This window comes from Microcoleus sp. FACHB-SPT15 (assembly GCF_014849525.1).
Classification (GTDB): domain Bacteria; phylum Cyanobacteriota; class Cyanobacteriia; order Cyanobacteriales; family Coleofasciculaceae; genus Symplocastrum; species Symplocastrum torsivum.
The window spans coordinates 170,503-195,630 of the sequence record NZ_JACJNU010000051.1 but is presented as its reverse complement, the minus strand read 5'-3'; the positions used below and the strand labels follow the sequence as shown (position 1 = coordinate 195,630).

Sequence of the window (25,128 nt, the reverse complement as noted above, 5' to 3'; positions counted from 1 at the left end):
GGGAGTTAATCGGGTGTAGATGCGCCCTGTGATCATTCAAGGTTCAAGCAAGTTCTTTTATCAAAAGGAAGACCCATGTACCGATCAAAAGTAACGGCAGGAAAATAGGAGGCAGTTCCCCAATCCGACGTAGAAGCGTCGTGTTTTGAATTGGAGGAAAATGCTTAATCGTATCGTCCTCCGGATAGGTTTCAAATGACCTACGCAGGTCAGACATATAAAAAAGGGAGCCAAAGACGCTTATATAAATCAAAACGCCTGAAATCAGACTTAGACCAGGAATAAGCGAAACAAGAAATGATTGCAGCCAGATGTAAGACTTTCCCGAATGATGTAGCCGAAATTATGGGATGGGATTTTTCGTCCCATCCCTTTTCGTCTAATAGCCTCGAAGCCAGCACACCAAGATCTAAACCTGATCTTTCATCGCTTCTAGGAACGTTCTACGACGGTTTCAGCTTGCTGTTTGACGGCGATCTGTTTGTAGACGGTGAGAGCCTGAGCTACACATTGATCCATGTTGTAGTACTTGTAGGTCGCCAACCGTCCCACAAAATACACTCCTGGAGTGGCATCAGCCAGCGCTTTGTATTTCTTGTAAACTTCGGCGTTCTCCGGTCGCGGTACAGGGTAGTAAGGGTCGCCCTCGGCACGCGGGAATTCGTAGACGATGCTGGTTTTGGTGTGATCTTGTCCCGTCAGGTATTTAAACTCTGTGATGCGGGTGTAGAGTTGCTCGTTGGGATAGTTCACAACTGGGGCTGACTGAAACACCTGTTTGTTGTGTGTCTCGTGCTTGAACTCTAGCGATCGATACGGCAGCTTTCCGTAGCGCATCTCGAAGAATTCATCGACTGGCCCACTATAGACCATCTCACGGCAGGGGATAGCCTTCTGAATTTCACGGTAATCGGTGTTCAGCATCACCTTGATGTTCGGGTGGTTCAACATATTCTCGAACATCCGGGTGAAGCCATGCAGTGGCATCGCCTGGTAGGTATCGGTGAAATAGCGGTCGTCGCGGTTGGTGCGGGTGGGGATGCGGGCGATAACGGATTTGTCAAGTTCCGATGGGTCGAGTCCCCATTGCTTGCGGGTGTAGTTACGGAAGAACTTCTCGTAGAGTTCCCGCCCGACTTTGCTGACAACGACATCTTCTGAAGTGCGGATTTGCTCTTTGGGTTCAGCTAGTGATGCCAAGAACTCTTCAACCTGGAACGAGGTGAGGTTCAGTCCGTAGAGTTTGTTGATCGTGTCGAGGTTGATGGGAATCGGAACGAGTTGTCCGTCCACACTGGCAAGGACGCGGTGTTCGTAGGAGCGCCACTCGGTAAATTTGGAGAGGTACTCAAAGACATCGCGGGAGTTGGTATGGAAGATGTGGGGGCCGTATTTGTGGACGAGGATGCCGGAATCATCGTAATGATCGTAAGCGTTGCCGCCGATGTGGTTACGCTTATCAACCACTAGAACTTTCTTACCTAGCTGAGTAGCGATGCGTTCGGCGATGACGCTACCTGAGAAGCCTGCGCCAACAACGAGGTAATCGAAAGCAAAGTCTCTTGTAATGATGCTAGGAGGTTGCTTGCTGCCTGTAGAAACGCGATCGCTTTTACCGTTTGTCCCTACCTTCCCGTTTGTAGTGCTAACCTGGACAGTCATACTTGTCTGATTCCGTGTTGCTAATGCCGACTCGATTAATTGCCTCATTGATGCCCAGGTACGATCCCAAGAAATCTGCTCTAGGAAAGTATCAACGCGATCGAGCCAACCTGACTCTTTGCAGTCCTCTTTCATTGCCGCTTCAGCAGCAGCGACAAACTCTTCAACTGTGTCTGCAATTCGCACTAGACGTTCCTGCCCATAGGGACGCACTACATCTCGGATCGAGGTAGACACAACAGGCTTACTTGCGGCAAGGTATTCTGGCGTTTTGGTGGGGCTAATGAAGCGTGTTGATTCGTTGCGGGCAAACGGCAGCATCGCCAAGTCCCACCCAGCAAGATAGGCAGGTAGCTCTTTATAGTCTTTACCACCGAGATAATGAATGTTCTCGTGGCGCGGCAGGCTTGCTGGATCAATTTTGACCACTGGCCCAATCATAACCAGATGCCAGTCTGGTCGCGCTTCGGCAATCCCCTTAAGCAGTTCGAGATCCATCCGTTCGTCGATTACCCCATAGAATCCGAGGCGTGGATGGGGAATGTTCGCTTGGTCAATTGGGTCTTCTTTGATGGTTCTCGCTTGTGCGAAGTGTGCCACCTCTACACTGCTGGGAAATGCGTAGATGTTTGCGTGCTGGTCGCGCTTGGCTTCGTAAAGACTCTGTCCGCCTGTAAAGACTAAGTTCGCACGGTTAAATAATTCAGCCTCACGTTGTCTCAGTGCCGGTGATGCTCCCTTAAAAGCAGACAACTCATCCATACAATCGTACACAACTGCCAGTGGCTCCAAATGGCGTGTAAAACCCATTGCCATTGGTGTGTAGTACCAGCAGATGTACTTGCTAATCTCGTGTTCTGCAAAAAGGCGATCGAGTAATGATTGTTGAGCCGCATTCACCGCCTCTTCACTCAAACCCTCTGGTAGATGGGGCACCACAACCCAGACTCCACTCTCGTGCTGGGTGACATCTAGCCGTCCAACCTCCCCTACTCCTCCCGCCGTTTGGGAAGATACAGAGGCATCAGAGCTAAACATTGGCTCTTCGATAAAAAATACCCGCTGTCCTTGGGCACACCGGGTCAAAAGATGTTGAGGTCTTTGGAATACAAAATTCCAACGCAAGTGAGACAAGCAAACTAGATCGGGTGCCTTTGTAGAGGCAACACGACCATTAACATCTTGGTTAGATGTGTTTAGAGATGAGAACTCTTGCGGTTCTACATTAGTTTTGCGTGTGGAGGATGTGTCGCCTGACGGTAGGCGATCCTTCAAAATACTTGATTCATGTCGCCCTGATAGCGTTCCTTCAGTCATCTGTTTGGAAGCGCCATTCTTGATATTGTTGTTCTTGATTTGACCGTTGTTTGGGGACATAGACGACCTGAGATAGTTGTTGTTTATGGAAGTGAATTTTTTAAGAGTGGTTATGTGAAATGAAGGCTAAAGTTAGCCCAAGCCATTTCTCGCTCCTTAGCTAGACACTGAGGAATAGGTTGAAAACAGCGACATGTTGCCCATGCCTAAAAAGAATCGCTGTTTTCTTTTGTCGGTTAAAAACTTTTAGGGAGCTTTGCCCTTCTTAAAATCGGCTATCACTCTCGTTAGCATAGCGGTTATTACTGTGCCTGACTTCTATCTCACGATTTAGACTTTTTATGCCTAAAGAAATAATTAAGGTTAATTGAGCTTGTGATTAGCAGTACAAGCTGATACCGCATCTATCTAATTGCATAAAATAGCCCCAGTATCGACCGGGGCTATACCAATAAAGAAGTTATTGAATTTGTAGCTAAAGTAACATAATTAAAGCTAAAAGTATGTTCACTTCAAACTAGAGCTAGGTGCTAGGTGTGAACTGATTTTCCCTACAACCGACAACCTACAACCTAGTAAGCAAACGATTGATAAACCTCAGCATCTGGTTTGTCCTCAAGGGATTCGACAATCGGATTGAAGCGTAACAAGTGGCGGGCGCGTTCGGAAAGTGTATCGAGGGCAGCACGCGGGATTTGAATGGACACCTCAGGACGATACAGCCAGCGGCGGCTATAGCCAATGACTACCATTGGACGTGGTGTTTGTGTGAAATTAGGGGTACCTCGGTGCAAAGCTCGGACATCGCGAATCATCACATCGCCTAGTTGCATCGGGATTGGTTCTAATTTAATTTCACCCGACTCCATGCGGTGCAGTCCTTCCTCTTTCGACATCATGTGCGTACCGCGTGTCGTCTCAAACGGTCCGTTGTCAAGGGTTACATCTACGAGGGGAAAGTTAATGGCAATCTGGAAAGGCGGCGTCTCTATACCTGTTTCCGGGAAGAGTGGCGGCGCATCCCGATGTACTACTTGATAGTCAGACCCTAGTAATGGCGTGTCTGTCGCCAGTTGGCACATTACCATGTCTTCGCCTACCAGTAGTTTTGCGATCGCTAAAATATCCTCATCTTCGTAAATACTAGGGTCGGCAAAGGGCGCGGCGAAGGGCAACGTAACATAATAACGGCTAGGACCTCGATTACGCAGTTTGCCTTCGCGCTCGATATGATCCTCTAGTAAAGGCGTGAAAGCCTCACGCCAAGAATTGAGTGTTGCTGGGGAGAAGTGATTAGGCAACACACAATGTCCGTCGTTCAGAACCGATTGGGCGAACGCTTCGATCTGTTGTTTGTTGTATCGGTGTGTCATCATATCTTGATTTTAGCCAGCACACGTCTCTGGCGTTTGTCAAGATTTTTGACATTCAGTTTTTAAGGTTGTATCCAATATTACAGGCTAATTTAACAAGAAGCCCATTCCTCAGCTAGAAGTTAAGGAAAACAGTAGGCATTACCTTGAGTAAGGACAACAAATCGTAACCTCGGTAACGTCTCCTGAGAGCTTTTACACGGGAAGGACAACAGCATTTCTTTTAGATTGCTCCTTTGCGTCAAGCTTGTTAGAAGAATCTTTAATATTAATGTCTTGCCTCCCGGTTAAAAACTCCCAGGCTTACTCTTACATTCATTTAGGAAGTCCAAAAGACAATAACAACCGTGCCTGAACTTTTAGACTTAGGCATATCTGATGAGGGAATTTGTCTTAAAAACTACTAGAAGCAAGCTAATTTTGCTGTATGTTTTACTGGTTTTTTATCATCTGTTAAGTTGGCTTTTGAACGAGGAAAGTTAGGTGGAAAGCCAACTGATTGAAAAGCAAGTTGATTTAGATGATTGTACAATTTCTTACTGGGCAGGAGGACTAACCTCAAACTCAGCTCCTATACTGTTCTTGCCGGGATGGGCTGTATCAATTGAGACTTACTTAGAAAGCTTAAATAAAGAATTTTCAGTATTCTGTATGTCAAATAGATATAGGTGGCTAGCTGAAGCTACTGGTTTGGCATAGGTTCAAAGATTATTTGTGTTCATGATTACAAGCTAGATTAACGTTAAACCTGTTTCCTTGGGTAGAAGTTGAAGAAAAAGCGAATTAGTATACTTTTTAACAGATAGAGATTTCTTTCTTCAATGAAAATAGTGCATCAATTGACTTAGGAAGAGAAATGTATGCAGTTTCAAATTGAATGCAACAGTTTTTTTAAAACTCACCAAACTTGCTTAACATGCGATGAGCAATTTGAGCTGAAAGAAGCAAGACTGATTGTTTGCAACGAGCAGGGTGATAGCTATGGTGATATCTGTCCTCAGTGCATAGCGATGGGTTCTAATTGGCTCGGAAGACAACTTCAACAGCTTACACCACAGGCTTAGACTCTGAATTTGGGATAGTCTATAGCAATTCTCGTATCAGTGAGGTAAATCTAAGTTTCTTGCCAATTCCCCATTCCCAAAAACCTAGAAATTTGTACCTCATCCACATGAGAATCGGTATATTTTGCTGTGTAGATCATTAAACAGGAGGAAGAAAATTCTTTCTGTTACAGCTACTATCTATCTAGAGGACTACAAACCAAAGCAATTTTATTAACATTTTTCCCACAGGGAGGCTTAATTCTATGTTGTCTTTTCAATCTCAACGCCGAACTCAACAAGCTAAGCGCATTCTGGTTGTAGATGATATAGAGGATAACGTGTTTCTACTTCAGTCGATGTTGACGGAAGAGGGATATGAGGTTGATAGTGCTAAAAACGGCAAATCCGCATTAGCAAAGATAGAATCTTCCCCACCTGATTTAGTATTACTTGATGCCATGATGCCCGGAATGGATGGTTATGAAGTCACTCGACGGATTAGGCAAAATAAAAAACTACCATTTATTCCTATCATCTTAATCACTGCTTATGAAAATGCTAATGTTCCAGAAGGATTAAATTTAGGAGCCAATGACTTTATCCGTAAGCCTATTGATTATGATGAGTTAATGGCAAGGATTAATGCCTTTTTGCGGTTAAAACAGGGCGTGAATTCTCCTGAATAGTTTCCAAACTTATGGGGTAGACTATTAAGCAATTCAAAATTCCAAATCGGGAAACCTAACACTAGAGAGCTATTTGCCTGTTGCCTATAGGCAATTTGAATGCACATTAGCTTACGCACAATGGCAGTGAAAAAAGCTCCAGTTGCTAGCTTTGTAGATTGAGTTGAGGTGAGTGTTAAGCTGCCTTGCTTTAACTTGCACTAATCAAGCAAGTGGTTTTAGGGAAAAGGTCAAAGGTCAAAGTGGATTGACGACAGTCCCTTCCCTTTAACCCCGTATCTGACTATGCAATGCGAGATACACAACAGCTTACCCAACAGGATAATAGATTAGTTGGGTAAGCTATCGCTCAACCCAACCTACGGTTTCCTTAAGTCACTGTCATTACAGCTTATGCAGCTTTGCTGAGTGACGAATCGGCGTAATGAGCTAATACATCAGCAGGATCATCGTAAATTGCCTTAGCCCCCGCTAGTGCAGTGTCATCAAAGCCACCGCAGCGTACCGCAATGACCTCTACTCCTGCTGCACCCGCTGACTGGATATCGTAGGGTGTATCACCAATCATCAAAACCTGCGATGGCTCCATTTGTAATTTTTTCAATGCTGCTTCCACAATATCTGGTTCAGGTTTAGAAGCTTCAGCATCACTTGATGTCGTGATTTCTTTAAGTAAGTCGTCAACCTGGGCAGCTTTGAGCAAAATTTCCATTTCTTCGCTTGTGGCTGAGCTAGCAATCATTAGCCGGAGTCCAGCCTGCTGCATGTGCAGTATCAATTGCCTTGCACCATTAGTTGGGGAAAGTGTCGATCCATAATGACTAATGATGAGTTCTTTGCGCCGCTCACTGATGGCTTTTACCTTCCCTTCATCATCTTTGAGTTCTGGCACTACTTGAGGTACTAGCTGATCGCTACCCATACCAATTAGCGGTCGAATTTTCTCAAATGGCACGTCATAGCCCAATTCTGCAAATGCATCAACATAGGCTTGAGCGTGGGCATCATTGCTCAGTACGAGCGTGCCATCGACATCTAAAATTACTCCTTGCAACACCATCGTAAGATTTCCTATGGGTATGAGTTTAATAAGCTGACAAGCTATTAAATAGCAATGGCAAACTATCGTTTCAGGTTCAAGGGCAAAGGGGGAAGGTCAAAGGTACTTTCTGAAAGCCTTTTAACCGTTGCCCCAAAATGCAACCTGAATCCGGATTAGACTTCTTGAAAAATTCCCTGAATCACCCTTCTTTACTGCCTACTCTCAAATGAAGTCTATAGCAGTTCTCACTTGTATGACGTACAGTTAAGGGCTGTGAAATAAGCGTCAAAATCAGGAAAACAAAAAAGCTGATGGCTGATAGCTGACCGCTAACTGCTATGTTCGTTTAGGTAGAGTAAGCTATCAATCCCGATGCTCCTGGTAATCTTCAGAAGACAAGGGATCTAATTCCCATCTGCTGTCATCACGCTCATCAAGAATGTCTACTGTCTGGAGAGATACCCTGTCGTCATAATCAATACCAACAGCAGCTCCTAGTTCCTCAACAACATTCTGATCGGGAGTAGCGACAGTTCCCCCCACTGCTTCGTCACCCACTAGATGAGCCTGATCCCAACGAGCATCTACATCACCCCCCGTTAGCTCTGGGCCAGTCGATGTGTACTGATCCATGCGATCGCGCATCGTTCGACCACCGACGTTTAGCCCTGGCTCTTGCTGAACACCTGTTCCATAGGATTCGGTAACTTCTTGGGGTAGCTCCTCAGAATCCCCTTTGTTAGCCGTTTCTTTTGCTGTTTGATCTTCTTGTTCAGGCATGATACTCACTACTGAATCGAAATTACAAAAATACTCTACTCTGACTGTGACTGCTTTGAAATCCCACCTTTGAGGTGCATTTCATTGCACCTTATGAAAGAAAATGGCTGTGCAAGATGGGTTTAAGAGGTAATCAAGTAGTGAGTACTGTTTTACTGAAAACAAATCAAGAAATAGAATTGCACATTAGCTCTAAATCATCTAGGAAAAGCGATCGCCCAAGTCCAACCAAAAAGTGATCGCAAACTTCATTACATACATATTCATTTAACAATGTCCTTAAATGGCTTACTTATATCAAAGGAAAGGCTTTAGTTTAAATCAATGTGTTATGAATTATACGAGCTTTTCTAATTGGAGAAGCTAGAAGTATCAGAAAAAAGCGATCACACCACTCTCAGCGATCGCTTTATCCAACTTATACCAGGAGTTTTATGGCTCTAGTAACAGCAAAAAAATAAGTGCTGCTTAATTTCTTTCCTTATTAAGCAAGGAAGAAATTGCAGTGATTATTGTCCAAGCGCTCCTTTACCGAAGAATTTCGGGGGTTCTTTGATGGTATAAACTTGGGTTTCTGCTGCGATCGCTTTACGAATGTATGCCGGCGTTTGCATGATTCCTAACAGACTCATGCCATCAATTAAGCGCAAGCCACCCGTCGTTTTTTCTTCTAGCAATTGGTTCGTAGCATCTGGATCAGGTTGAGTTGCGATCGCTTCTGCTGTACCAATTGCAAACCCCCAAGGTGAGCCATAGGTAGGAGTATGAGAAGCATAGGAATGCACATTCGGAAACACGGCTTTCAGAGTGTTTACCAGACGAGCATGGAGAGTTAGTTCCACAGGGGCAACAGGGCCAGCTTGCAGCACAAAATAGCCTCCCGGTGCCAGAACTCGCTGAGCTTTTTCAAAATACTCTTTTGTAAATAGCTGAAACGATGGCCCCTCTTCAATTGGGTCAGAAAGGTCTGAGATTACAATATCCCACTTCTGCTCCGTCGTGTCCAAAACTTCTAAAGCGTCACCAATCACTAAATTAGTACGTGGGTCATCAAAAGCCCCTTGGTGCATCTCCGGCATGTGTTCGCGGCAAGCTTCTACCACCTCACCATCAATGTCCACCATCATTACCTGTTCAACTGTCTTCCATCGCAGAATTTCCCGTACTGTAGCGCCTTCTCCACCCCCTAAAACCAGAACATTTCGAGGTGAAGAATGGCAAATCATTGCTGGATGTACTAGAGGCTCATGGTAGAGAAACTCATCACCTATACAAGATTGCCACTTGCCATCCAAAACCAGTCCTTTGCCATAAGCACCTGTTTCAACGATGTACATTTCCTGGAATGCCGTTTTCTTGTAAGCCAAAACTTTGGTTACACCGTGAACATACATATCCCAAGGCGTGATGTACTCGCTTACCCACAGATCTGCACCTACTTGACTACCAGCCATTGAATACCCTCCTTTCCCCTAATTGACACAGATAGCCATTATTACAGAACAAGGTTAAAAGAAAGAAGTTCTTAGCAATCAGCAGTCAGCGTTTAGAGTCATCCAAGGGTTAATTTTCAGTGTCAAACAGCGCCAGGATCTGGTCAAATATATCTTCACCAGCACGAGTTTCTAGAATTGAGCGGACTAATTGAATGAACTCCCAATCTGGGTGCTTATCGTTCTCAATTACTTTACTGGCTGGATAGAAGGTAATATCATCAGCACGTAATTCATTCGTCGTTCCACTTTGCCAGCCAGAATGTTCTGGATTCCACGAGATCGATTTGCCGCGCAATGTGAACTGAAACCACTGAATTTTGCCTTGCCGTAGTTCCACAAACACATCAAAATAAGGCTCTCCACCTTGATACCAAACTCTAGTGATGCCCTCCTCCTTCCCTGGAGTCAATAATTTTTGATCAATCTGTCGTAGGGAAGCCCCCAATGCCGCAATCTGATCTTTATCCATCAGCGTAACGATACTGTACCCAGCTGCCTGGTTCATTGAGTAATACTTAGTCATCTTGGGGGCAGACTCATCACAAGAAATATTCATACCTAATACATATGTGCTGCCAGTTACTCCGGATGTATAGGCAAAAGTAAAAGTTTTGAATTTCCCGCTCAATCAACCTTTTGACTAACTAAGCCAAAAGAATATCCAATAGTGAAAAAATTTGCTAGTCGATATTTGCTCAATCCTAACTTAGCTGGCTAAACAAATCTGCGAGAACTGTATTGGAAAACAAGAATCCCTCTGGGTCACTTAGCCTCAGTTGACCTGTCGTTGGTACGGCTTGCGTGTCTTCAACGGCTTCCCCCGAAGCGTTCAGCACTTCCACCCAACCACGTCTGTAATGTGGCTGTAGACTAGTCCAAATCTCTTTTAAGGTCTTCTCCCCAAACTGGTTCCTCAGTTTATCTAAGCTCAAACCCTCTGCTAAGCGTAGCCCTAGCATTAAAGTTTCTAGCAAAATATCCGCTGCTGAAGTTTCTGGGCTATCTAGAACACCGCCTGCGTCAATTAGCTGTTGCACCCAGGCGTAATACTCTCGTCTTGTACGGGGACGAGTGAATCGATATCCTTGGACATAGCTAGCTGCTCCCATGCCAAAGCCGTAGTAGGGACGGTTTTCCCAATAAACTCGATTATGACGGCACGCTTTGCCAGGTAGGGCATAGTTGGAAATTTCATAATGCTCGTAACCTGCACTTGTTAGGATGTGCTGGGCAAGGCGGTACATCTTGGCAGCCGTTTCATCAGTTGGCAAAGGCTTCACTCCAGGAGCATACTGGCGCCCAAAAGCGGTAACTGGCTCAATAACTAGGTCGTAGCAAGAAATGTGGATAGGAGCAAGATTCGCTGCTGTCTCCAAGGATTCCTGCCACTGCTGTAACGTTTGATGGGGTAACCCTGAGATTAAGTCCAAGCTGAAGTCGGAAATCTCTACCTGGTGTAGGAGTTCAATAGCTGCAAAGATATCAATAGAATTGTGCGATCGCCCACAAGCATTGAGCAATTCATCCTGAAAGGCTTGAACACCCAGGCTGACTCGATTAACGCCAGCTTCCTGGTATCCCTTTAGCTGTTCCAAGCTAAATGTTCCTGGGTCCATTTCCATAGAAATCTCAGCCCCAGACCCAATACCAAAGCGCTGCTCTAGTATTTCTAGAATGTGCTTTAGCTGTTCTACCGATAACAGCGAAGGTGTGCCACCACCGAAGAATACTGTTTGCAACTCACGGCTTAAGCGAGGTGTTGCTTCGATTTCCTGACTCAACACCTCAATATATTGCTCAATCGTACCCGATGTACTGCCTGTTGCTTTATCTCCCACCACCGAAACTGGAAAATCACAGTAGTAGCATCGGCGACGGCAGAAGGGAATATGAATGTAGGCAGAAGAGGGAGTTATTGAACCAAAAACTTCCTCAGATTGATGTAAGCGATTTGACACTTTTGTTTTACAGAAAAACTTTAATTGTTAAGCCAATCGTGATGCTTGATTAACACTTATGAATTAAATGAGTTTTTTGACGGATTTCACGATCAAACTGCCGGAGCTAAAATTTGCGCCTAAGGGCGATCGCATTTCTAATAAGGAGGATACAAGCATGATTCAGTAAGCACTTGCTCTCTAAGTTACACCTTCTAATTGCCAAAGATTCTCCCGATGAGAAACTGATAGGGATAAATTAAATGCTTTATCTAACCCAATTGGCATAAGAAAAGGAAATGACGTGAAAGATATAATAATCCTGAGTGTCGGATATCACTTTTGTGTTTATGAAATTCCGTAAGGAATTGCCACACCAATTACTTGGAACGGAACAATGCTTGATTTTGTCATCATTCTTTTATTTATCCTAGCAGCGGCAGGCATAGGGTTCGACAGCGTTGAATTACTACCCGTCACTGTTCAAGACCAAGTCACCAATCTTGAGGCGTTACGCTGGATTACGGCTGGCTTCGGGGCAATTATTGGCTTCGCTATTGGATTAACGGTGCAGGTTGCCTATCGTCGGCTGGAAGCCCGTGTGCGCCAAATGCCGATTGAGGTGATTTTAACCAGAGCAGTCGGTTTAGTGCTTGGGTTGTTGTTAGCAAACTTGATGCTTGCACCCATCTTCTTGCTGCCAATACCGTTTGATTTTACCTTTATCAAGCCTCTGGTAGCGATTTTGGGCAGTGTGATGTTTTCCTTTTTGGGCGTTAGTTTGGCTGATACCCACGGTCGTACCTTCCTACGGCTGATTAACCCCAATAGTTTGGAAAGCATACTGGTAGCAGAAGGCACACTCAAACCCGCATCGAGTAAGGTTCTAGATACTAGTTGCATCATTGATGGTCGCATCGAAGAACTACTCAATACTGGTTTTATCGAGGGGCAAATTCTCATACCCCAGTTTGTCTTACAAGAGTTGCAGCAACTGGCTGATGCCGCCAATGATCAAAAGCGAATCCGGGGGCGTCGTGGGTTAGACATCCTCAATCGGATGCAGGAAGCCTTTCCCGAACGCTTAGTTATTCACCCCGCTGATTACGAAGACATTCACACGGTCGATGCCAAACTGGTGCGTTTCACCCAGGAAATTAACGGTACGCTGTTGACCAACGACTACAACCTCAGCAAAGTTGCGAACTTGCAGAAGGTTCCAGTCCTCAACGTTAACGATTTAGCGCAAGCGCTACGTCCGATTTACCGTCCGGGTGACAGCCTTGACCTAAAAATCCTCAAAGAAGGCAAGGAACCTGCACAAGGAGTTGGCTATCTCAACGACGGCACGATGGTTGTTGTGGAAGAGGGGCGTAGCCATGTTGGTGGCGAATTGCGAGTTGTTGTAACCTCAGCGTTGCAAACTTCAGCAGGGCGAATGATTTTTGCGCGTCCGCAAGCGTCGGTTGTTGCTTGAGGCTGATGGGGCGTTCAGTTCGGAGTAAAGACTGTGCGGTATGTCACCAACTCTCGGCAGTTCTCTACCGAGTGAAGTACGAGGAAGACGGGGATTGGACTTTTGTGTGCAACAACTGTTGGTCTTCTCTGAGTCAAGATAACCCGCATTATCTCTACGGTGGCACCTGGAAAGCAAAGAAGAAGTCATAGGGCAGGCTTGGAGTCTGCCCTAAAAAAATGCAGGACGGGTCAAGAAGGCCATCCCAGACTCACCAGAAATCTTGCAAGTCTACTCTTGCAGAATTGTTTTTGAGACAATTCGGGTCTTCTTGCGATCGGCTTCTGAGAGTTCTTCGCCAGATTGCAAGCGAGTTGCACTCGTTTGGAGAACGGTTGCGGCATTTTGATCGCCCATTTGGATCGCTGTTTTGGCCGCTGTTTGGAGCATCGTTGCTGCCCCGGCACGATCGCCTTGCTGTAATTTCGCTTCAGCAATTTGTGTCTGCCGATATTTCGCTAACGCCAAGATAGCTTGTTGCACTTGAGAATTGGGTGCGGGTTGGTAGCTGCCCTGAACATCGGCTTCTACTGGCACGAGTTGGGAGAGTACACTTTCTTGCCCTGCGGCTGGGTCATCATAACGCACCTGCACATTTGCGATCGCCTGACGCCCCATTGGTAATTGACCAATATACAGGTTTGCCAAGATAACTCGCTCAGCATCCGTCATCAAATCTCCCAAGCGCACAATAAAGCGACTGCCTTCTTGTTGGACAGGCAGTTCAATTGTATCTGGGGCAACTTGTGCAATGGGTTTAAGTTCGGCTAACCGCACCTTGGGCATCAAATCGAACAATAGGTAGGCATTCGTTAACTGTACGGATTGAACCCGTTGGAAAAGCCTTGCAAACTCATCAACGGCTTGTTCAGGGCGTTCAATATAAGACAGTGTGCCACCACCCACATCAGCAATTTTTTCAAGGATGTCTTGGTTCCAGTTAGCACCAAATCCTAACGTATTTAAGGTCAATTTATAGCCTGTAGCAAGTTCCGCTAATTTTAGGCAGCGTTTATTGTCACCATGCTCGTTCTCTCCATCCGTTAGCAGGAATACTTGAGAAACGGTATCTTGTTTGCCTTTTGCTACTTCTTCAACTCCCAGCTTTAGACCTTCATCAATTGCTGTTCCACCATCAGCAGAAAGGCGTTGAATCTGTTTTTTGACTTCATCTAAGTTGTCAATAGTCTGATTTTTGACTAAAACTTTTGCTCTGTGATCAAAAGCAACGACGGAAATGCGATCGCCTGGGTTTAGTCGCTCGACCAAATTGAGCGCTGCCTTTTTCACCGTTTCCAGAGGGCGTCCATGCATTGAGCCACTATGGTCAAGAACTAGGCATAAATTTAGCGGAACATTCGATTCTTGCCCAGTCGCGATCGCACTAATTGCGATTGATAGCTGACGCTGAGTACTTGATTGATTGCCATCAACATGGGCATCATTTAGAGCAGGGTGCAAACCAACTTTCATCTCATAAAGCTCCTGAGCAAGCGAGACATATCAATAGCAACTTCATAGGAATACCCTAGAACTACGGAATAACGAGGGACAATAACCGAACAATTATTGAGTAGACGAATTAGTACAATAAAAGCGGTAGAAGCCTCTCAAAGAACGGTCACAGACTAGTTCCTAGACACGCTACTATGTATTAAAGATAGCGCCATTATTGCAGCCCCCAACACCATGAAAATACCCATTCAGGCTGTTCAATCCACCTACTACGGTAATACTACATACCGAACACCACCGCCAGATTTACCCTCGTTGTTGCTGAATGAGCGGATTGTGTATCTGGGTATGCCCTTGGTGCCAGCGGTAACCGAGTTAATTATTGCTGAACTGCTGTATTTACAGTACCAAGACCCTGACAAGCCGATTAGAATCTACATCAATTCTACTGGCACCTCCCATTACAATGGCGAACCCGTTGGCTTTGAAACCGAAGCCTTTGCCATTTGTGACACGATGAACTACATCAAGCCACCCATCCACACGATCTGCCTTGGTTCAGCAATGGGCATGGCTGCCATGCTTCTATCTGCGGGGACAAAAGGCAATAGAGCAAGCTTACCTAACGCTTCGATCGTCTTACACCAGACCAAGAGCTATGCCCGTGGTCAAGCGACAGATATCCAGATTCGCGCCCAGGAAGTGTTAGCAAACAAGGCAACGATGATTGATATCCTCTCTCGTAATACAGGTCAGGAACGAGAAAAGCTTATCAAGGATATGGATCGACTGTTGTACATGACACCGCATCAGGCAAAAGAGTATGGTCTGATTGATCGCGTACTAGAGGCTCAAGACCTCGCTACCCCACTGCCTGTAGGTGTCTCTTAACGCCCTTTTCTCCATAACCTCTACTGGTTTGGCGTTTAACCTCAAGTCTGCTAAGTTCACGGCTTCCCTAGCGAACCGCTACGCTAACAGATACAAGTTATCGCTTTTTGTTAGTTGGTTGTCCCTTGCAACTGGCAACTGACAAAAAATCTAGGTCTACAAACGAAGTACTAACCGTCTTTACTCAAACTCGGAGCAAATTATGCCTATTGGCGTTCCTAAAGTTCCCTACCAGATGCCAGGGGAACAGTACACCCAGTGGATTGACATTTACAATCGTCTTTACCGGGAACGTATCATTTTTCTGGGCAAGGAAGTTGATGATGAGATTGCCAATCAAATCATCGCTGTCATGCTCTATCTGGACTCGGAAGATAACAGCAAAGATATTTTCCTCTACATCAACTCCCCTGGTGGTTCAGTCACCGCAGGCATGGCAATTTTTGACACAATGCAGCACATCAAGTCAGATGTCGTAACCATTTGTGTCGGTTTAGCCGCTTCAATGGGTTCCTTCCTACTAGCGGCTGGGAAGAAAGGCAAACGTCTAGCTTTACCTCACTCGCGGATTATGATCCACCAACCCTCAGGTGGCACACGCGGACAAGCCACAGATATTGAGATTGAAGCTAGAGAGATTATACGAATCCGCCATCAGCTCAACCAAATTTACGCCAACAATACTGGTAAAACCATTGAGAAGATTGAAAAAGACATGGATCGTGACTTTTTCATGTCAGCTCAAGAGGCGCTGGAATACGGATTGATTGACCGGGTCATTGAGGATCGGGCATCTTAGGATAGACACGTTGGTAAGGCAGACCCTTAATTCTGCCTTTGACGGTACTCAGGGTGCCCTTACCAAGGTGTCAACCTTATCAGTGCTATTCCTTTAGATGAATCTGGCGGATTGTTATCGTTTGTTGGGTTTGAGAGATGGAGCTTCCATAGCTGAAGTCAAGGCATCTTATCGGCGTCTAGCACGACGGTATCATCCTGATGTCAATTCTGGAGACCTACTCGCCCAAGAAAAGTTTATTAAATTAACTGAGGCTTACAAGTTTCTCCTCAGTTCTATCCAGCCGTCTGGGACTAATAAGGTGTCACCACCTCCCCAGACGGTTAAGGTTGCAAGTCCATCTTCATCGGCTGGCGTATCGCCAAGTCCTGCCCCAGCAACGAAGGTGATTCGTAAGCCACGAACTGTTCCATTTAATCCACCGCTGTCAGCGATTGAAAAACAGCTAAAGTGGAATGCATATAAGCAATTACAGCAGTTACTAAAATACAAGCGATTTGCCAGATCGATCGCACTTGTCGAAGGGTTAGCCTATCGTATTCCCCAAGACCCAGAAGTGCGACAATGGCAAGCGATCGCTTATGCGAGTTGGGGTCGTCATCTAGTTACCGAGCGGCAACTCGATAAGGCAAGAATTTACCTCAAAAAAGCGCTGCGTACCGATCCACACAACCGTTCCCTTTGGGCAGAAGTTGAACGAGATTTTCGCCGCATTGAACAGATTTTGTAACGACCTATTTTGAGCCGCCTCAGTTACGAAAAAGCCTGTTCCGGTTTCTCAAATTGCCTTATTTAGATCTCCCCATTTTGAATTTTGAATTGTTATATGTCAGAGTCTTCAGTTACCGTTACGGTTAAACTTTTTGCCGCTTATCAGGAAGCGTATGGCCTGCCAGAGTTAAGCCTAGAATTTCCAACTGGAACACCTGTGGTAGCGGTGCAAGAGCATCTGATTACCGAACATCCAGAACTCAAACAGTGGCAAAATCTTACCCGCTTTGGCATTAATCTTGAGTTTGTTGAGGCAGAAACTATCCTTCAAGATGGTGATGAAGTAGTACTAATTCCACCCGTCAGCGGTGGCTGAACTCTTCATAAACCTCTTCACGGTTGCCGGGAAACATCAGAATCAGAGGAAAGGCAGTGAAATAGCTGAGTTTGGTAACCATCCACTGATGAGTGATACTGAGTCGTTTCTTCAGCAAAACAGTTGGGTAAATCTTGTTCTACTGATGCTTTAAAGTTCACTAGCCACAAATCTAAGGGACGTGAAAGTTGATTTAATGTTTGTTGGAGAGTAGTAAAAGCGCGACAATCTGTTCCTTGAAGGCTAATACACTGCTCTTGGTCTTGATGCGCTAAGAGAAACTGGGGTTTTAATACTGACTTTTTAGAAGCATCCGTCCGTTGGAATTCCCAAGCAATGCCCATCATTTCACCAGTTTGTACAAGAGTGTTGTGGGTAGTGGCAATTAATACGGGTACTGATGAGGCTTTTTGAAATATCGGCACCAGAAGATCGGGACGGTAGTATTTCTGATAACCCAGATTGTTGACGACAGTAACCCCACTTAACAACCCCATAATCCAGATGATTGCCACAGCTACTTTTCCACGGGTTCTAAAATATGAAAAATTGGGAGTAGATGGTGAGGATAGTTTCGCATTTTGTGAAAGCAGGGTTTCTGTATCAGGAGATTGTTTTAAATTAGGAGTGCTGGCGGTAGCCCAATTGAGCGAAAGTATTGCTCCTACTAACACGATGACGGCAGGAAAGTAGACGAAGTTATACCGTGCGCCTCGTGTGAGGTCAGTACCGAGGAAGTAAGTAATTCCATAAAATAAGGCGATCGCTCCTAAAACAAATCCTCCCAAAATACCTGTTGCCAAACGAGTATCAGGCTGTCCCAACAGAGCTTTGGTGCCACGATAGAAAATTGGTATTGCCCAAAGGAAAAACCCAATCATCACAACACCCGAAATGATAACTACTAATAGGGATGGTGCTTCCACAGGCAGCAGAGACAGCATAGTAACCCAAGCCGCAAGCGACTGAAAGATTGGGTTAAGCAAGGAAAGAAACGTGCCATCGCTCATAATCCATTGCGTCATCTGTGGGTCATGACTCATCTGCCATACGGGTATCCAAACTAAGCACCCCACCAAAGTTCCAACAGCAACAGCGCCAATTCGCCACAATTGGGAATTGGGGATTGGGACCGGAGCTTTAGTGAGGAGGGAATTGGGAATGGGTGGTAGTTCTTCAGGCTTAGTCTTGAATTTAAAAGCCAAGCGGCTGTCTGAAACCCACAAAACGGTTAATGCGATCGCTTCCGCTGTAAGAGTCAGTATAAAAAAGTAGTGGGTTGCTACGCCTAAGCTATTCACCACTACCCAGCACAAGACAAGCCAAAGGGGAATAGGTGTGCGACCTTTGAGATGCTGCACAGCCACGACTAAGCAGCACAGAGAAGCAATAACCCAGAGTATTCCTAGGGCATAATGACGTGCTTCCTGTGCCAGGAAAACCCCAAAGGGAGAAACTGCCATCATCGCGGCGGCGAGTTGTGCCACTAAACGGGAACGAAACGCTAGCCAGCCGAGTCCATACATTGCTGGTATGGAAATAACACCAAGCAAAGCAGGAAGCGATCGCGCTACCCAAAGTGAAATATACTCTCCCGATGCTGGAAATAACTGCATCCACCAATGAGCCAGCACAAAATAGAGGGGAGGATGGACATCTTCTGTAAATATGTGATGCATCACTGCCGATGCGCCAGCCGTAGGATTCGGTTGCAGGGGTTGCAAAAGCGTATCTAAGGAAATCGCCTGATCCAGTGGCACCGTTTGATAACTATTGCCCAAGCTGAATACCATCGTTACAAACTCATCCGTCCAGGGTGGCTTTCCTGCCAGGTGAGTGAACCGTAAGCCTGTGCCAATGGCAATCCATACGAACAGGAGTAGTAGTTGGAACCAGCGCGACGAAAGAAAAGATTTCAACAGATTAAAGCCTCAATCAACTTGGGTAACTCGCCAACTGAGCTTAAGATTGACCCAAAAGTTCCAAAGCGTGACAGTAGCGATCGCAATTAACTTTGCTAGATACTCGTTAACCAAAAAGACATTAAACAGCAAATTCACGATCAAAGTCTGCAAAACCATCCCAGCTAGACAAATCATATTGAATTTCAATAACCGCCTGAAGCGCTGGCGTTTGCCCGGTTGCCGTTGGGAAATATCACCAAACGTCCACAAGTCATTCCACAAAAAGTTATTGATAATTGCCACTTCAGCAGAAAGAATAATACTACGAGTTAGCCCTAAACCCGCTTGACGCAGGAGATAAAACACAGCCAAATCGACAAATACACCACTGAAGCCAACCACAGCAAAGCGGAGGAATCTCGCCACTGGCCAACGAGCAAAGCGCAACCGCAATAAATGCTGGATATACTCCACATATTGTTTCCAAGTAACCTTACTCTCCCCCGCTTGCCGCTCTTGGAAAACATAACCCACTTCTCCAATCCAGCGGATATTACCGCGCCCTAATACTTCAATCAAAATCTTGTAACCTAGCGGACTTAGGGTTTTACCAGCAATACAGGCACGACGCACCAAAAAATAACCTGTCATCGGGTCAGAAACCCGTCCAATCACCCCTGGTAAGATCATCAACCCCAACGTTTGAGCACCACGCGACAAAAATCGACGCGCAACACTCCAATCACTAACGCCACCACCTTCCACATGACGGCTAGCAACAGCTAAATCAGCGCCTCGCTGTATCTCGTTCCACAATTGCAGCATTACTTCTGGAGGGTGTTGCAGGTCAGCATCAATCACACCTAAAACGTCTCCCCTAGAGGCTTGCCAGCCGCGAATGACAGCCGTAGAAAGTCCTCGCTCCTCAACTCGCCGCATTACTCGCAGTTGAGGGTACTCTGGCATCAGCGCCTGAGCGATTTCCCAAGTACTATCAGGGCTATTGTCATCCACGACAATCAGTTCGTAAGCTTCTGGAATTGCTTCATCCAAAATCTGACTCAGGAGAGTCACAATTTTTGGAATATTTTTCCCCTCGTTATAAGTGGGAATCACCAGAGAAAACAGAATTGGGCACTCTGTCTTCCTTAAATGCGGTTGCATTTCGCCATTCAATAATTCAGGGCTAGTATCTGGCGATTCAGAGTCAACAGCTAGCGGTATTTGCAATGAACCTGAGGGAACCTGAAGAAGGGAGGGAGGGTGATAGATACTCATTAGAGCAAGTCTTACGGTTTAAAAAGAGCGGGAAAGTGATGCACACCTTTACCTGCAAAGCATTAGTTCCAGGATTTTCAGCAGTACCCCAAAACCTGTCTAAAAATGCTTCTTCCCTTAGAGGGATTTTTGCAAGAAATTTATATTTAAACACCTGTATTCAGTCCAACCTGAATCATAAATGCATAAAGCAGGTCAAGCTATCCTTGCCAACGAAGTGATAATAAAAAACAGTTAATGCTCAAGCAAGCTGGCTGTTTTAAAGTTGTGACTAACACAACCTAATTTCCGAAGACGTATAGGGCGAAGGAGTATTGCATTGAACTTCAAAAGCGGGATTTTCCTTCTCACCGTGTTCTGTATTATTGTCACAGGCTTAGCAGTATTTCTGCTGGGAGGTATTGACTCCGCTCAACTCCAAGCACGGCTCAATCAAGCAGGAATTTGGGCACCGATTATCTACATCGCTCTATATACAGTCGCAACCGTATTAGTTTTGCCTTCAACAGCACTCAATCTTACAGGTGGTGCAATCTTTGGTCCCTGGTTGGGTACACTCTGGACGAGCATTGCAGCAGTAATTGCGGCTGTAGTAGCGTTTGGCTTTACCCGAACCGTTGGGAGAGACTTAGTTGCCCGTAGGCTAGCTGGACGCTGGCAAGCGATGGATGCAGAAATGAGTCAGGGCGGCTTGTTCTATATGTTTGCGATCCGGCTGCTGCCGATTATTCCCTATGGTTTAGTAAATTTTGCCGCTGGTTTAACCTCGATCCAATTTCGGGACTACCTGCTAGGGACAATTATCGGCACCATACCAGGGGTGTTACCTTTCGTAATGTTAGGAAGTTCCGGCTTACAGGCAATGAGAACTGGCGATTTCTTACCGTTAATTGGAGCATTGTGCTTGACAGGATTGCTGGTTGGTGGCGCAACTTGGTATCGACGCCGTCGCCAATCTCCTCAGGAAGCTCTAGAGGAAAAGGAGCGAAAAAGACAGCAGGAGGATGTTGATTGAGAGAAGAAGGGAGTTGGAGGAAGCTCTTGAAGGCAGGGAAATAGAGGAGAATTTGTATTAATATCTACCCGTCTGTTAGAGAAAGAGCGATCTACGGCAAGCACTAGCGCTTCGCGATCGCAGCTTTTGGACTATAAGAATTACCAGCCTCGGCTTCCCCTGCTCTCTTCTTTTTCTTAGCATCACGTTGAGGATTCCCTGTCAAAATTGGAAAGAGTAACCTGGTTTTTCCTGATGCCCTGTGATTACTCAAACTGTTGATGCCATTCTTAACCGTGCCTTGACTGGTGAAGACATATCCCCAGAAGAGGGTGTTGTACTTCTTCATCAAACCGAACCGACCCTCCTCGCAGCGATTCAGGAAACGGCTGACCAACTGCGCCACCGACAAGCTGGCGATGTTGTGACTTATGTGATTAATCGCAATATTAATTTCTCGAATATCTGTGAACAGCACTGTAGTTTCTGTGCATTTCGTCGTGATGCCGGGGAAGATGGCGCCTATTGGCTCGACTGGGGACAAATTCAGGAGAAGACAACTGATGCGGTGCGGCGGGGTGCGACGGAAATCTGTATGCAGGGAGGGCTGAACCCAGAAGCAAAAATCAACGGCGCATTCTTGCCCTATTACCAACGATTGGTGAGAACGATAAAAGATGAGTTTGGGCAACTGCATCTACACGCTTTCTCGCCGCAAGAAGTGCAATTTATTGCTGAGAATGACGGGATTAGCTATGCCACAGTGATTGCTGCCCTCCAAGAGGCGGGTGTTGGCTCAATGCCAGGAACAGCGGCAGAAGTTTTGGATGATCAGGTGCGGCGCATTCTCTGTCCCGAAAAGACGAATACAGTTACTTGGTTAGAAATTGTAGGAACAGCGCATCGCTTGGGAATGCCTACTACTAGCACGATGCTTTCTGGTCATATTGAAACGCCAGAACAGCAGATGGGGCATTTGGAGAAATTGCGATCGCTTCAAAAAACTGCCCGCGATCGAGGTTACCCAAGCTTCATTACTGAATTTATCCTCTTACCCTTTGTTGGACAAGAAGCCCCGAAACCCTTGCGCCGCCGTGTTGGACGTGACCAACCTGTTCTCAAAGACGCACTATTACTCACCGCCGTCGCCCGAATCTTCCTTGGCAACTGGATTCCCAATCATCAACCGAGTTGGGTAAAACTTGGTCTTGCTGGTGCTACAGAAGCCCTGAGATGGGGCTGTAACGATATTGGTGGCACGTTGATGGAAGAGCATATCACCTCAATGGCAGGAGCGCAGGGCGGTACTTGCATGGAGGTGGAAACGTTGCAGGAAGCAATTAGCTCTCTAGGGCGTCCTTACCAGCAGCGAGATACACTGTATCGACATCTCCCAACACCCAGACTGGCAGGAATGCTATAGCTGTCGCCCGGTTTTGAAGACCTCAGTACTGGCAGCCCGATTTGCGGTGATGCACTGCCGTCATCCCCTTGGACTGTATCACCTTACCATTGTCAACAACCGCATAAACCAGCCAGTGGTCACCGCAATCCATCCGACTCTTAACCGTGCATTCCAAATAGGCAAGGGCATCATTGATGATGGGACAGCCGTTTTCAGCGTCCTGCGTATCTAAACCCGCAAAACGGTCTTCTCCCGGAGCAAAAGGCTTGAGAAAGTGCCGCCTCACATTCATCCCCTCCTTCAAAATATTCAAGACAAATTTATCTCCCGTATGAGTTAAAGACTCTGCCGCCCGATCTTTGGCTACGGCAATAGTCAAACCAGGGGGATTAAAACTCGCTTGCGTAACCCAGGATGCAAGCATGGCGCTACTCACCTCGCCACGCTTGGCAGCTAACACGCAAAGCGAACCGACAACTTGCCCTACCGCTTGTGCGGTACGGTCAATTTGGGAGTTACTAACGGGTTGCGAGGGGGTGCGGAATTTCTTGGACTTTTTCAACGACTGAGCAAAATCCGTCCCCGCTTCTTTGCACTGTTGCAGGGTGAGATCATCGGGTTTGAACTTGACCCGAATCGTATCAAAGCCGAGGCGATAACCGGCATCTTGGAGTTTGCTTTCAATCTCATCAACCGCTTCCCCACTCCAGCCGTATGAACCAAAAACACCCGCTAACTTGGTTTTGGCAGCAGTGGAGAGGACAGTCCCCAAGGCGGTTTGTACTTGGGTCGGCATGTGTCCCCCTAGAGTAGGAGAACCGATGATAAAGCCATCGCATTTTTGCACGGCGGCTTCAATTTCCGCCGGATCGGTGAATTCACAGTTAATGGTTTCTACACCGACACCTGCCTTGGTGATGCCTTTTGCGATCGCTTGCGCCAGCGTTGCCGTATTCCCGTAAGCTGACGCATAGATTAGCGTAACTGTCAAGTCTTGCTCTTTCTGCTGTTGGCTCCACGTCCGATAGTCGTGGGTGAGTCGGCTGAGGCTGTAGCGTACAATTGACCCGTGACCGGGGGCGTACATCTTGGCTGAGAAAGCCGCCAATTTATCAAGGGCGACTTCCACCTGCCGGGATTGAGCGGCATGGAGGCAATCATAATAGAAGCGACGGTCTTCGTCTAAGGCTTTCCAGTTGTCATCAAAAACTTCATCGCCGCAGACATGGCAACCAAAGAGTTTATCGGTAAACAGGATACGAGTTGCTGGGTCGTAGGTGCAAAGTCCATCGGGCCAGCGTGGGGTGGGAACGGAGATAAATTGCAGTTGATGAGAGTTACCTAAGTCTAAGGTGTCTTCCGCCCTTGGTATCCAAATCTTTAACAGGTGTTGGTACTCTCTTAAGGCACTTTGCAGGGCGATCGCACCCGGTTTAGAGCAAACAAAGGTTACTTGTGGCGCTAACTCTAGCAAGGCTTTGAGCGTCACCATCCGGTTCGGGTTGACGTGACCCAAAATTATGTAATCTAACTGCTGCAACTCTATAAACTGCTGTGATTGGTGCAGGAAAATCTCGGTAAACGACTCACCTGGCGGGTCGATAAGCGCGGTTTTATCGGCTTGAATCAGATAGGAATTGGCAGTGGTGCCGCGTTGCAGGGAGTATTCGACTTCAAATTTGAGTCTATCCCAAGTGCGCGATCGCAAAACAGTAGTATCGGCAGCAGCGATCGAGGCGACTTGAACATCGCGAGGTTTAATATCCAGCATGGTTTTAATTCTCCAGGTAATAGTTTGTCAGGGTTTAAATGGTGGAGTTTGAGCAATTTTTCAAACCCTTCGATCCACCGTTTCAATCGTGATGTCCTAAACCGTTCGTCCCATTTGTAACGATAGAACTAAGGGATTGAGAATTTAGATGAGTTGCTGTTTCTAGCGCATTCGATGAGTTATCTGTCGCAATGAGCTTATTCCTCATTGTCAAGCGCTTTTCCGGGTCAACTCCATCAAAGGTAGGTGGCAGCCATACTCGAACAACTAACAATGCAGCCATAACTATCAAAAAGGCACAGGCAGCTAAAATTTGAATCCAGGATGTTTCTAGAACTCCCCGCACGATTACTTCTCGCAAAACGGAGACAATAGACACTTCCACCGCTACCCCAATCGAGACTCGTTGCTCTTGCAAGTAAATAATCAACAGTCGGAATAACTCGACTAAAATCAGCAAGAACAGAATATCTGAGGTAACACCTGGGAAATCAAGCGGAGGCAGCAGCTCGAAAAACATCTCTCGTAGCTGGATTGCCATGAGGGCGAATAGAGCGATACACAGGGAAATTACAAATAAGTCTTGGACGGTTTCCAGGACACGTACAATTTGATTTCGCTTCAACCATTCATAGCCGTTAGTTAAAGGGTTCGTCAAAGGTTTCTGCATAAAGGATTCCTCTCGCCTG

22 protein-coding genes are annotated in these 25,128 nt (G+C 46.2%); 10 read left to right on the top strand and 12 right to left on the bottom strand.

The features are described 5' to 3' along the window. Positions 1-432: 432 nt before the first annotated feature. On the bottom strand, positions 433-3,039 hold the full coding sequence (gene glf, locus H6F98_RS18795) for a UDP-galactopyranose mutase (protein WP_192220220.1): 2,607 nt from the start codon (positions 3,037-3,039) through the stop codon (positions 433-435). A 512-nt stretch (positions 3,040-3,551) separates the two neighbouring features. Continuing rightward, positions 3,552-4,355 (bottom strand): phytanoyl-CoA dioxygenase family protein, encoded by an 804-nt coding sequence (locus H6F98_RS18790; protein WP_192220219.1) that lies wholly within the window; start codon positions 4,353-4,355, stop codon positions 3,552-3,554. Between the two features lie 480 nt (positions 4,356-4,835). Here H6F98_RS18790 and H6F98_RS18785 point away from each other — a divergent pair, with 480 nt between their 5' ends. Both H6F98_RS18785 and H6F98_RS18780 read left to right on the top strand, forming a co-directional pair. Further along, on the top strand, positions 4,836-5,051 hold the full coding sequence (locus tag H6F98_RS18785) for a hypothetical protein (RefSeq protein ID WP_192220218.1): 216 nt from the start codon (positions 4,836-4,838) through the stop codon (positions 5,049-5,051). A 610-nt stretch (positions 5,052-5,661) separates the two neighbouring features. Continuing rightward, positions 5,662-6,084, top strand: a complete 423-nt coding sequence (locus H6F98_RS18780; RefSeq protein ID WP_192220217.1) for a PleD family two-component system response regulator — start codon at positions 5,662-5,664, stop codon at positions 6,082-6,084. Positions 6,085-6,475: 391 nt separating this feature from the next. On the opposite strand, the gene H6F98_RS18775 is transcribed toward H6F98_RS18780, so the two are convergent. From H6F98_RS18775 to hemW, 5 genes are all read right to left on the bottom strand, one after another. Next, complete coding sequence (locus H6F98_RS18775; protein ID WP_192220216.1) at positions 6,476-7,144, bottom strand: HAD family hydrolase; 669 nt, start codon at positions 7,142-7,144, stop codon at positions 6,476-6,478. A gap of 345 nt (positions 7,145-7,489) precedes the next feature. Continuing rightward, complete coding sequence (locus H6F98_RS18770) at positions 7,490-7,906, bottom strand: DUF6335 family protein (protein ID WP_192220215.1); 417 nt, start codon at positions 7,904-7,906, stop codon at positions 7,490-7,492. A gap of 509 nt (positions 7,907-8,415) precedes the next feature. Continuing rightward, positions 8,416-9,360: a fused MFS/spermidine synthase gene (locus H6F98_RS18765; RefSeq protein ID WP_192220214.1), complete on the bottom strand. Its 945-nt coding sequence runs from the start codon at positions 9,358-9,360 to the stop codon at positions 8,416-8,418. Positions 9,361-9,469: 109 nt separating this feature from the next. Beyond that, the gene (locus H6F98_RS18760) at positions 9,470-9,907 is read right to left on the bottom strand and encodes a hypothetical protein (protein ID WP_242058604.1); all 438 of its coding nucleotides are present in this window, start codon (positions 9,905-9,907) and stop codon (positions 9,470-9,472) included. 196 nt (positions 9,908-10,103) lie between these two features. After that, entirely contained in the window at positions 10,104-11,360 is a 1,257-nt protein-coding gene (gene hemW / locus H6F98_RS18755) for a radical SAM family heme chaperone HemW (protein ID WP_192220213.1), read from the bottom strand. A 376-nt stretch (positions 11,361-11,736) separates the two neighbouring features. Here hemW and H6F98_RS18750 point away from each other — a divergent pair, with 376 nt between their 5' ends. Both H6F98_RS18750 and H6F98_RS18745 read left to right on the top strand, forming a co-directional pair. Then, positions 11,737-12,816 (top strand): PIN/TRAM domain-containing protein, encoded by a 1,080-nt coding sequence (locus H6F98_RS18750; protein WP_192220212.1) that lies wholly within the window; start codon positions 11,737-11,739, stop codon positions 12,814-12,816. A 5-nt stretch (positions 12,817-12,821) separates the two neighbouring features. After that, positions 12,822-13,007 (top strand): hypothetical protein, encoded by a 186-nt coding sequence (locus tag H6F98_RS18745; protein ID WP_192220211.1) that lies wholly within the window; start codon positions 12,822-12,824, stop codon positions 13,005-13,007. 79 nt (positions 13,008-13,086) lie between these two features. Here the strand turns inward: H6F98_RS18745 and H6F98_RS18740 are convergent, their stop codons facing one another. Further along, positions 13,087-14,328, bottom strand: a complete 1,242-nt coding sequence (locus H6F98_RS18740) for a VWA domain-containing protein (protein WP_192220210.1) — start codon at positions 14,326-14,328, stop codon at positions 13,087-13,089. A 216-nt stretch (positions 14,329-14,544) separates the two neighbouring features. Between H6F98_RS18740 and H6F98_RS18735 the strand changes: the two genes are divergently transcribed. From H6F98_RS18735 to H6F98_RS18720, 4 genes are all read left to right on the top strand, one after another. Further along, positions 14,545-15,201 carry an ATP-dependent Clp protease proteolytic subunit gene (locus H6F98_RS18735; RefSeq protein ID WP_192220209.1) on the top strand — a complete coding sequence of 219 codons (657 nt, stop codon included), beginning with the start codon at positions 14,545-14,547 and terminating at the stop codon, positions 15,199-15,201. A 202-nt stretch (positions 15,202-15,403) separates the two neighbouring features. Beyond that, a complete protein-coding gene (locus H6F98_RS18730) occupies positions 15,404-16,000 on the top strand; it encodes an ATP-dependent Clp protease proteolytic subunit (protein ID WP_277927596.1) in 597 nt (198 codons plus the stop codon). Positions 16,001-16,097: 97 nt separating this feature from the next. Beyond that, positions 16,098-16,730, top strand: coding sequence for a J domain-containing protein (locus H6F98_RS18725; RefSeq protein ID WP_192220208.1), 633 nt, complete (start codon positions 16,098-16,100; stop codon positions 16,728-16,730). A 96-nt stretch (positions 16,731-16,826) separates the two neighbouring features. After that, positions 16,827-17,087, top strand: a complete 261-nt coding sequence (locus H6F98_RS18720) for a MoaD/ThiS family protein (protein ID WP_192220207.1) — start codon at positions 16,827-16,829, stop codon at positions 17,085-17,087. Positions 17,088-17,104: 17 nt separating this feature from the next. Here H6F98_RS18720 and H6F98_RS18715 read toward each other — a convergent pair whose 3' ends face one another. Next, entirely contained in the window at positions 17,105-19,006 is a 1,902-nt protein-coding gene (locus H6F98_RS18715; RefSeq protein ID WP_313929897.1) for a glycosyltransferase family 39 protein, read from the bottom strand. A gap of 12 nt (positions 19,007-19,018) precedes the next feature. Beyond that, positions 19,019-20,269 carry a glycosyltransferase gene (locus tag H6F98_RS18710; RefSeq protein WP_192220206.1) on the bottom strand — a complete coding sequence of 417 codons (1,251 nt, stop codon included), beginning with the start codon at positions 20,267-20,269 and terminating at the stop codon, positions 19,019-19,021. 319 nt (positions 20,270-20,588) lie between these two features. Here H6F98_RS18710 and H6F98_RS18705 point away from each other — a divergent pair, with 319 nt between their 5' ends. Then, positions 20,589-21,284: a TVP38/TMEM64 family protein gene (locus tag H6F98_RS18705; protein WP_192220205.1), complete on the top strand. Its 696-nt coding sequence runs from the start codon at positions 20,589-20,591 to the stop codon at positions 21,282-21,284. Positions 21,285-21,525: 241 nt separating this feature from the next. Beyond that, entirely contained in the window at positions 21,526-22,686 is a 1,161-nt protein-coding gene (gene cofH / locus H6F98_RS18700; protein WP_192220204.1) for a 7,8-didemethyl-8-hydroxy-5-deazariboflavin synthase subunit CofH, read from the top strand. 22 nt (positions 22,687-22,708) lie between these two features. Here the strand turns inward: cofH and H6F98_RS18695 are convergent, their stop codons facing one another. Together H6F98_RS18695 and H6F98_RS18690 are read right to left on the bottom strand one after the other, a co-directional pair. Continuing rightward, a complete protein-coding gene (locus tag H6F98_RS18695; protein WP_192220203.1) occupies positions 22,709-24,439 on the bottom strand; it encodes a diflavin flavoprotein in 1,731 nt (576 codons plus the stop codon). Positions 24,440-24,521: 82 nt separating this feature from the next. After that, a complete protein-coding gene (locus tag H6F98_RS18690; protein WP_192220202.1) occupies positions 24,522-25,109 on the bottom strand; it encodes a phosphate-starvation-inducible PsiE family protein in 588 nt (195 codons plus the stop codon). Positions 25,110-25,128 lie beyond the last annotated feature (19 nt).

Excerpts from the sequence above, each read along its gene's own strand:
- glf (WP_192220220.1), bottom strand. The coding sequence starts at position 3,039 with ATGTCCCCAAACAACGGTCAAATCAAGAACAACAATATCAAGAATGGC.
- H6F98_RS18790 (WP_192220219.1), bottom strand. The coding sequence starts at position 4,355 with ATGATGACACACCGATACAACAAACAACAGATCGAAGCGTTCGCCCAA.
- H6F98_RS18780 (WP_192220217.1), top strand. The coding sequence starts at position 5,662 with ATGTTGTCTTTTCAATCTCAACGCCGAACTCAACAAGCTAAGCGCATT.
- H6F98_RS18775 (WP_192220216.1), bottom strand. The coding sequence starts at position 7,144 with ATGGTGTTGCAAGGAGTAATTTTAGATGTCGATGGCACGCTCGTACTG.
- H6F98_RS18770 (WP_192220215.1), bottom strand. The coding sequence starts at position 7,906 with ATGCCTGAACAAGAAGATCAAACAGCAAAAGAAACGGCTAACAAAGGG.
- H6F98_RS18765 (WP_192220214.1), bottom strand. The coding sequence starts at position 9,360 with ATGGCTGGTAGTCAAGTAGGTGCAGATCTGTGGGTAAGCGAGTACATC.
- H6F98_RS18760 (WP_242058604.1), bottom strand. The coding sequence starts at position 9,907 with ATGAACCAGGCAGCTGGGTACAGTATCGTTACGCTGATGGATAAAGAT.
- H6F98_RS18750 (WP_192220212.1), top strand. The coding sequence starts at position 11,737 with ATGCTTGATTTTGTCATCATTCTTTTATTTATCCTAGCAGCGGCAGGC.
- H6F98_RS18745 (WP_192220211.1), top strand. The coding sequence starts at position 12,822 with ATGGGGCGTTCAGTTCGGAGTAAAGACTGTGCGGTATGTCACCAACTC.
- H6F98_RS18740 (WP_192220210.1), bottom strand. The coding sequence starts at position 14,328 with ATGAAAGTTGGTTTGCACCCTGCTCTAAATGATGCCCATGTTGATGGC.
- H6F98_RS18735 (WP_192220209.1), top strand. The coding sequence starts at position 14,545 with ATGAAAATACCCATTCAGGCTGTTCAATCCACCTACTACGGTAATACT.
- H6F98_RS18730 (WP_277927596.1), top strand. The coding sequence starts at position 15,404 with ATGCCTATTGGCGTTCCTAAAGTTCCCTACCAGATGCCAGGGGAACAG.
- H6F98_RS18725 (WP_192220208.1), top strand. The coding sequence starts at position 16,098 with ATGAATCTGGCGGATTGTTATCGTTTGTTGGGTTTGAGAGATGGAGCT.
- H6F98_RS18720 (WP_192220207.1), top strand. The coding sequence starts at position 16,827 with ATGTCAGAGTCTTCAGTTACCGTTACGGTTAAACTTTTTGCCGCTTAT.
- H6F98_RS18710 (WP_192220206.1), bottom strand. The coding sequence starts at position 20,269 with ATGAGTATCTATCACCCTCCCTCCCTTCTTCAGGTTCCCTCAGGTTCA.
- H6F98_RS18695 (WP_192220203.1), bottom strand. The coding sequence starts at position 24,439 with ATGCTGGATATTAAACCTCGCGATGTTCAAGTCGCCTCGATCGCTGCT.
- H6F98_RS18690 (WP_192220202.1), bottom strand. The coding sequence starts at position 25,109 with ATGCAGAAACCTTTGACGAACCCTTTAACTAACGGCTATGAATGGTTG.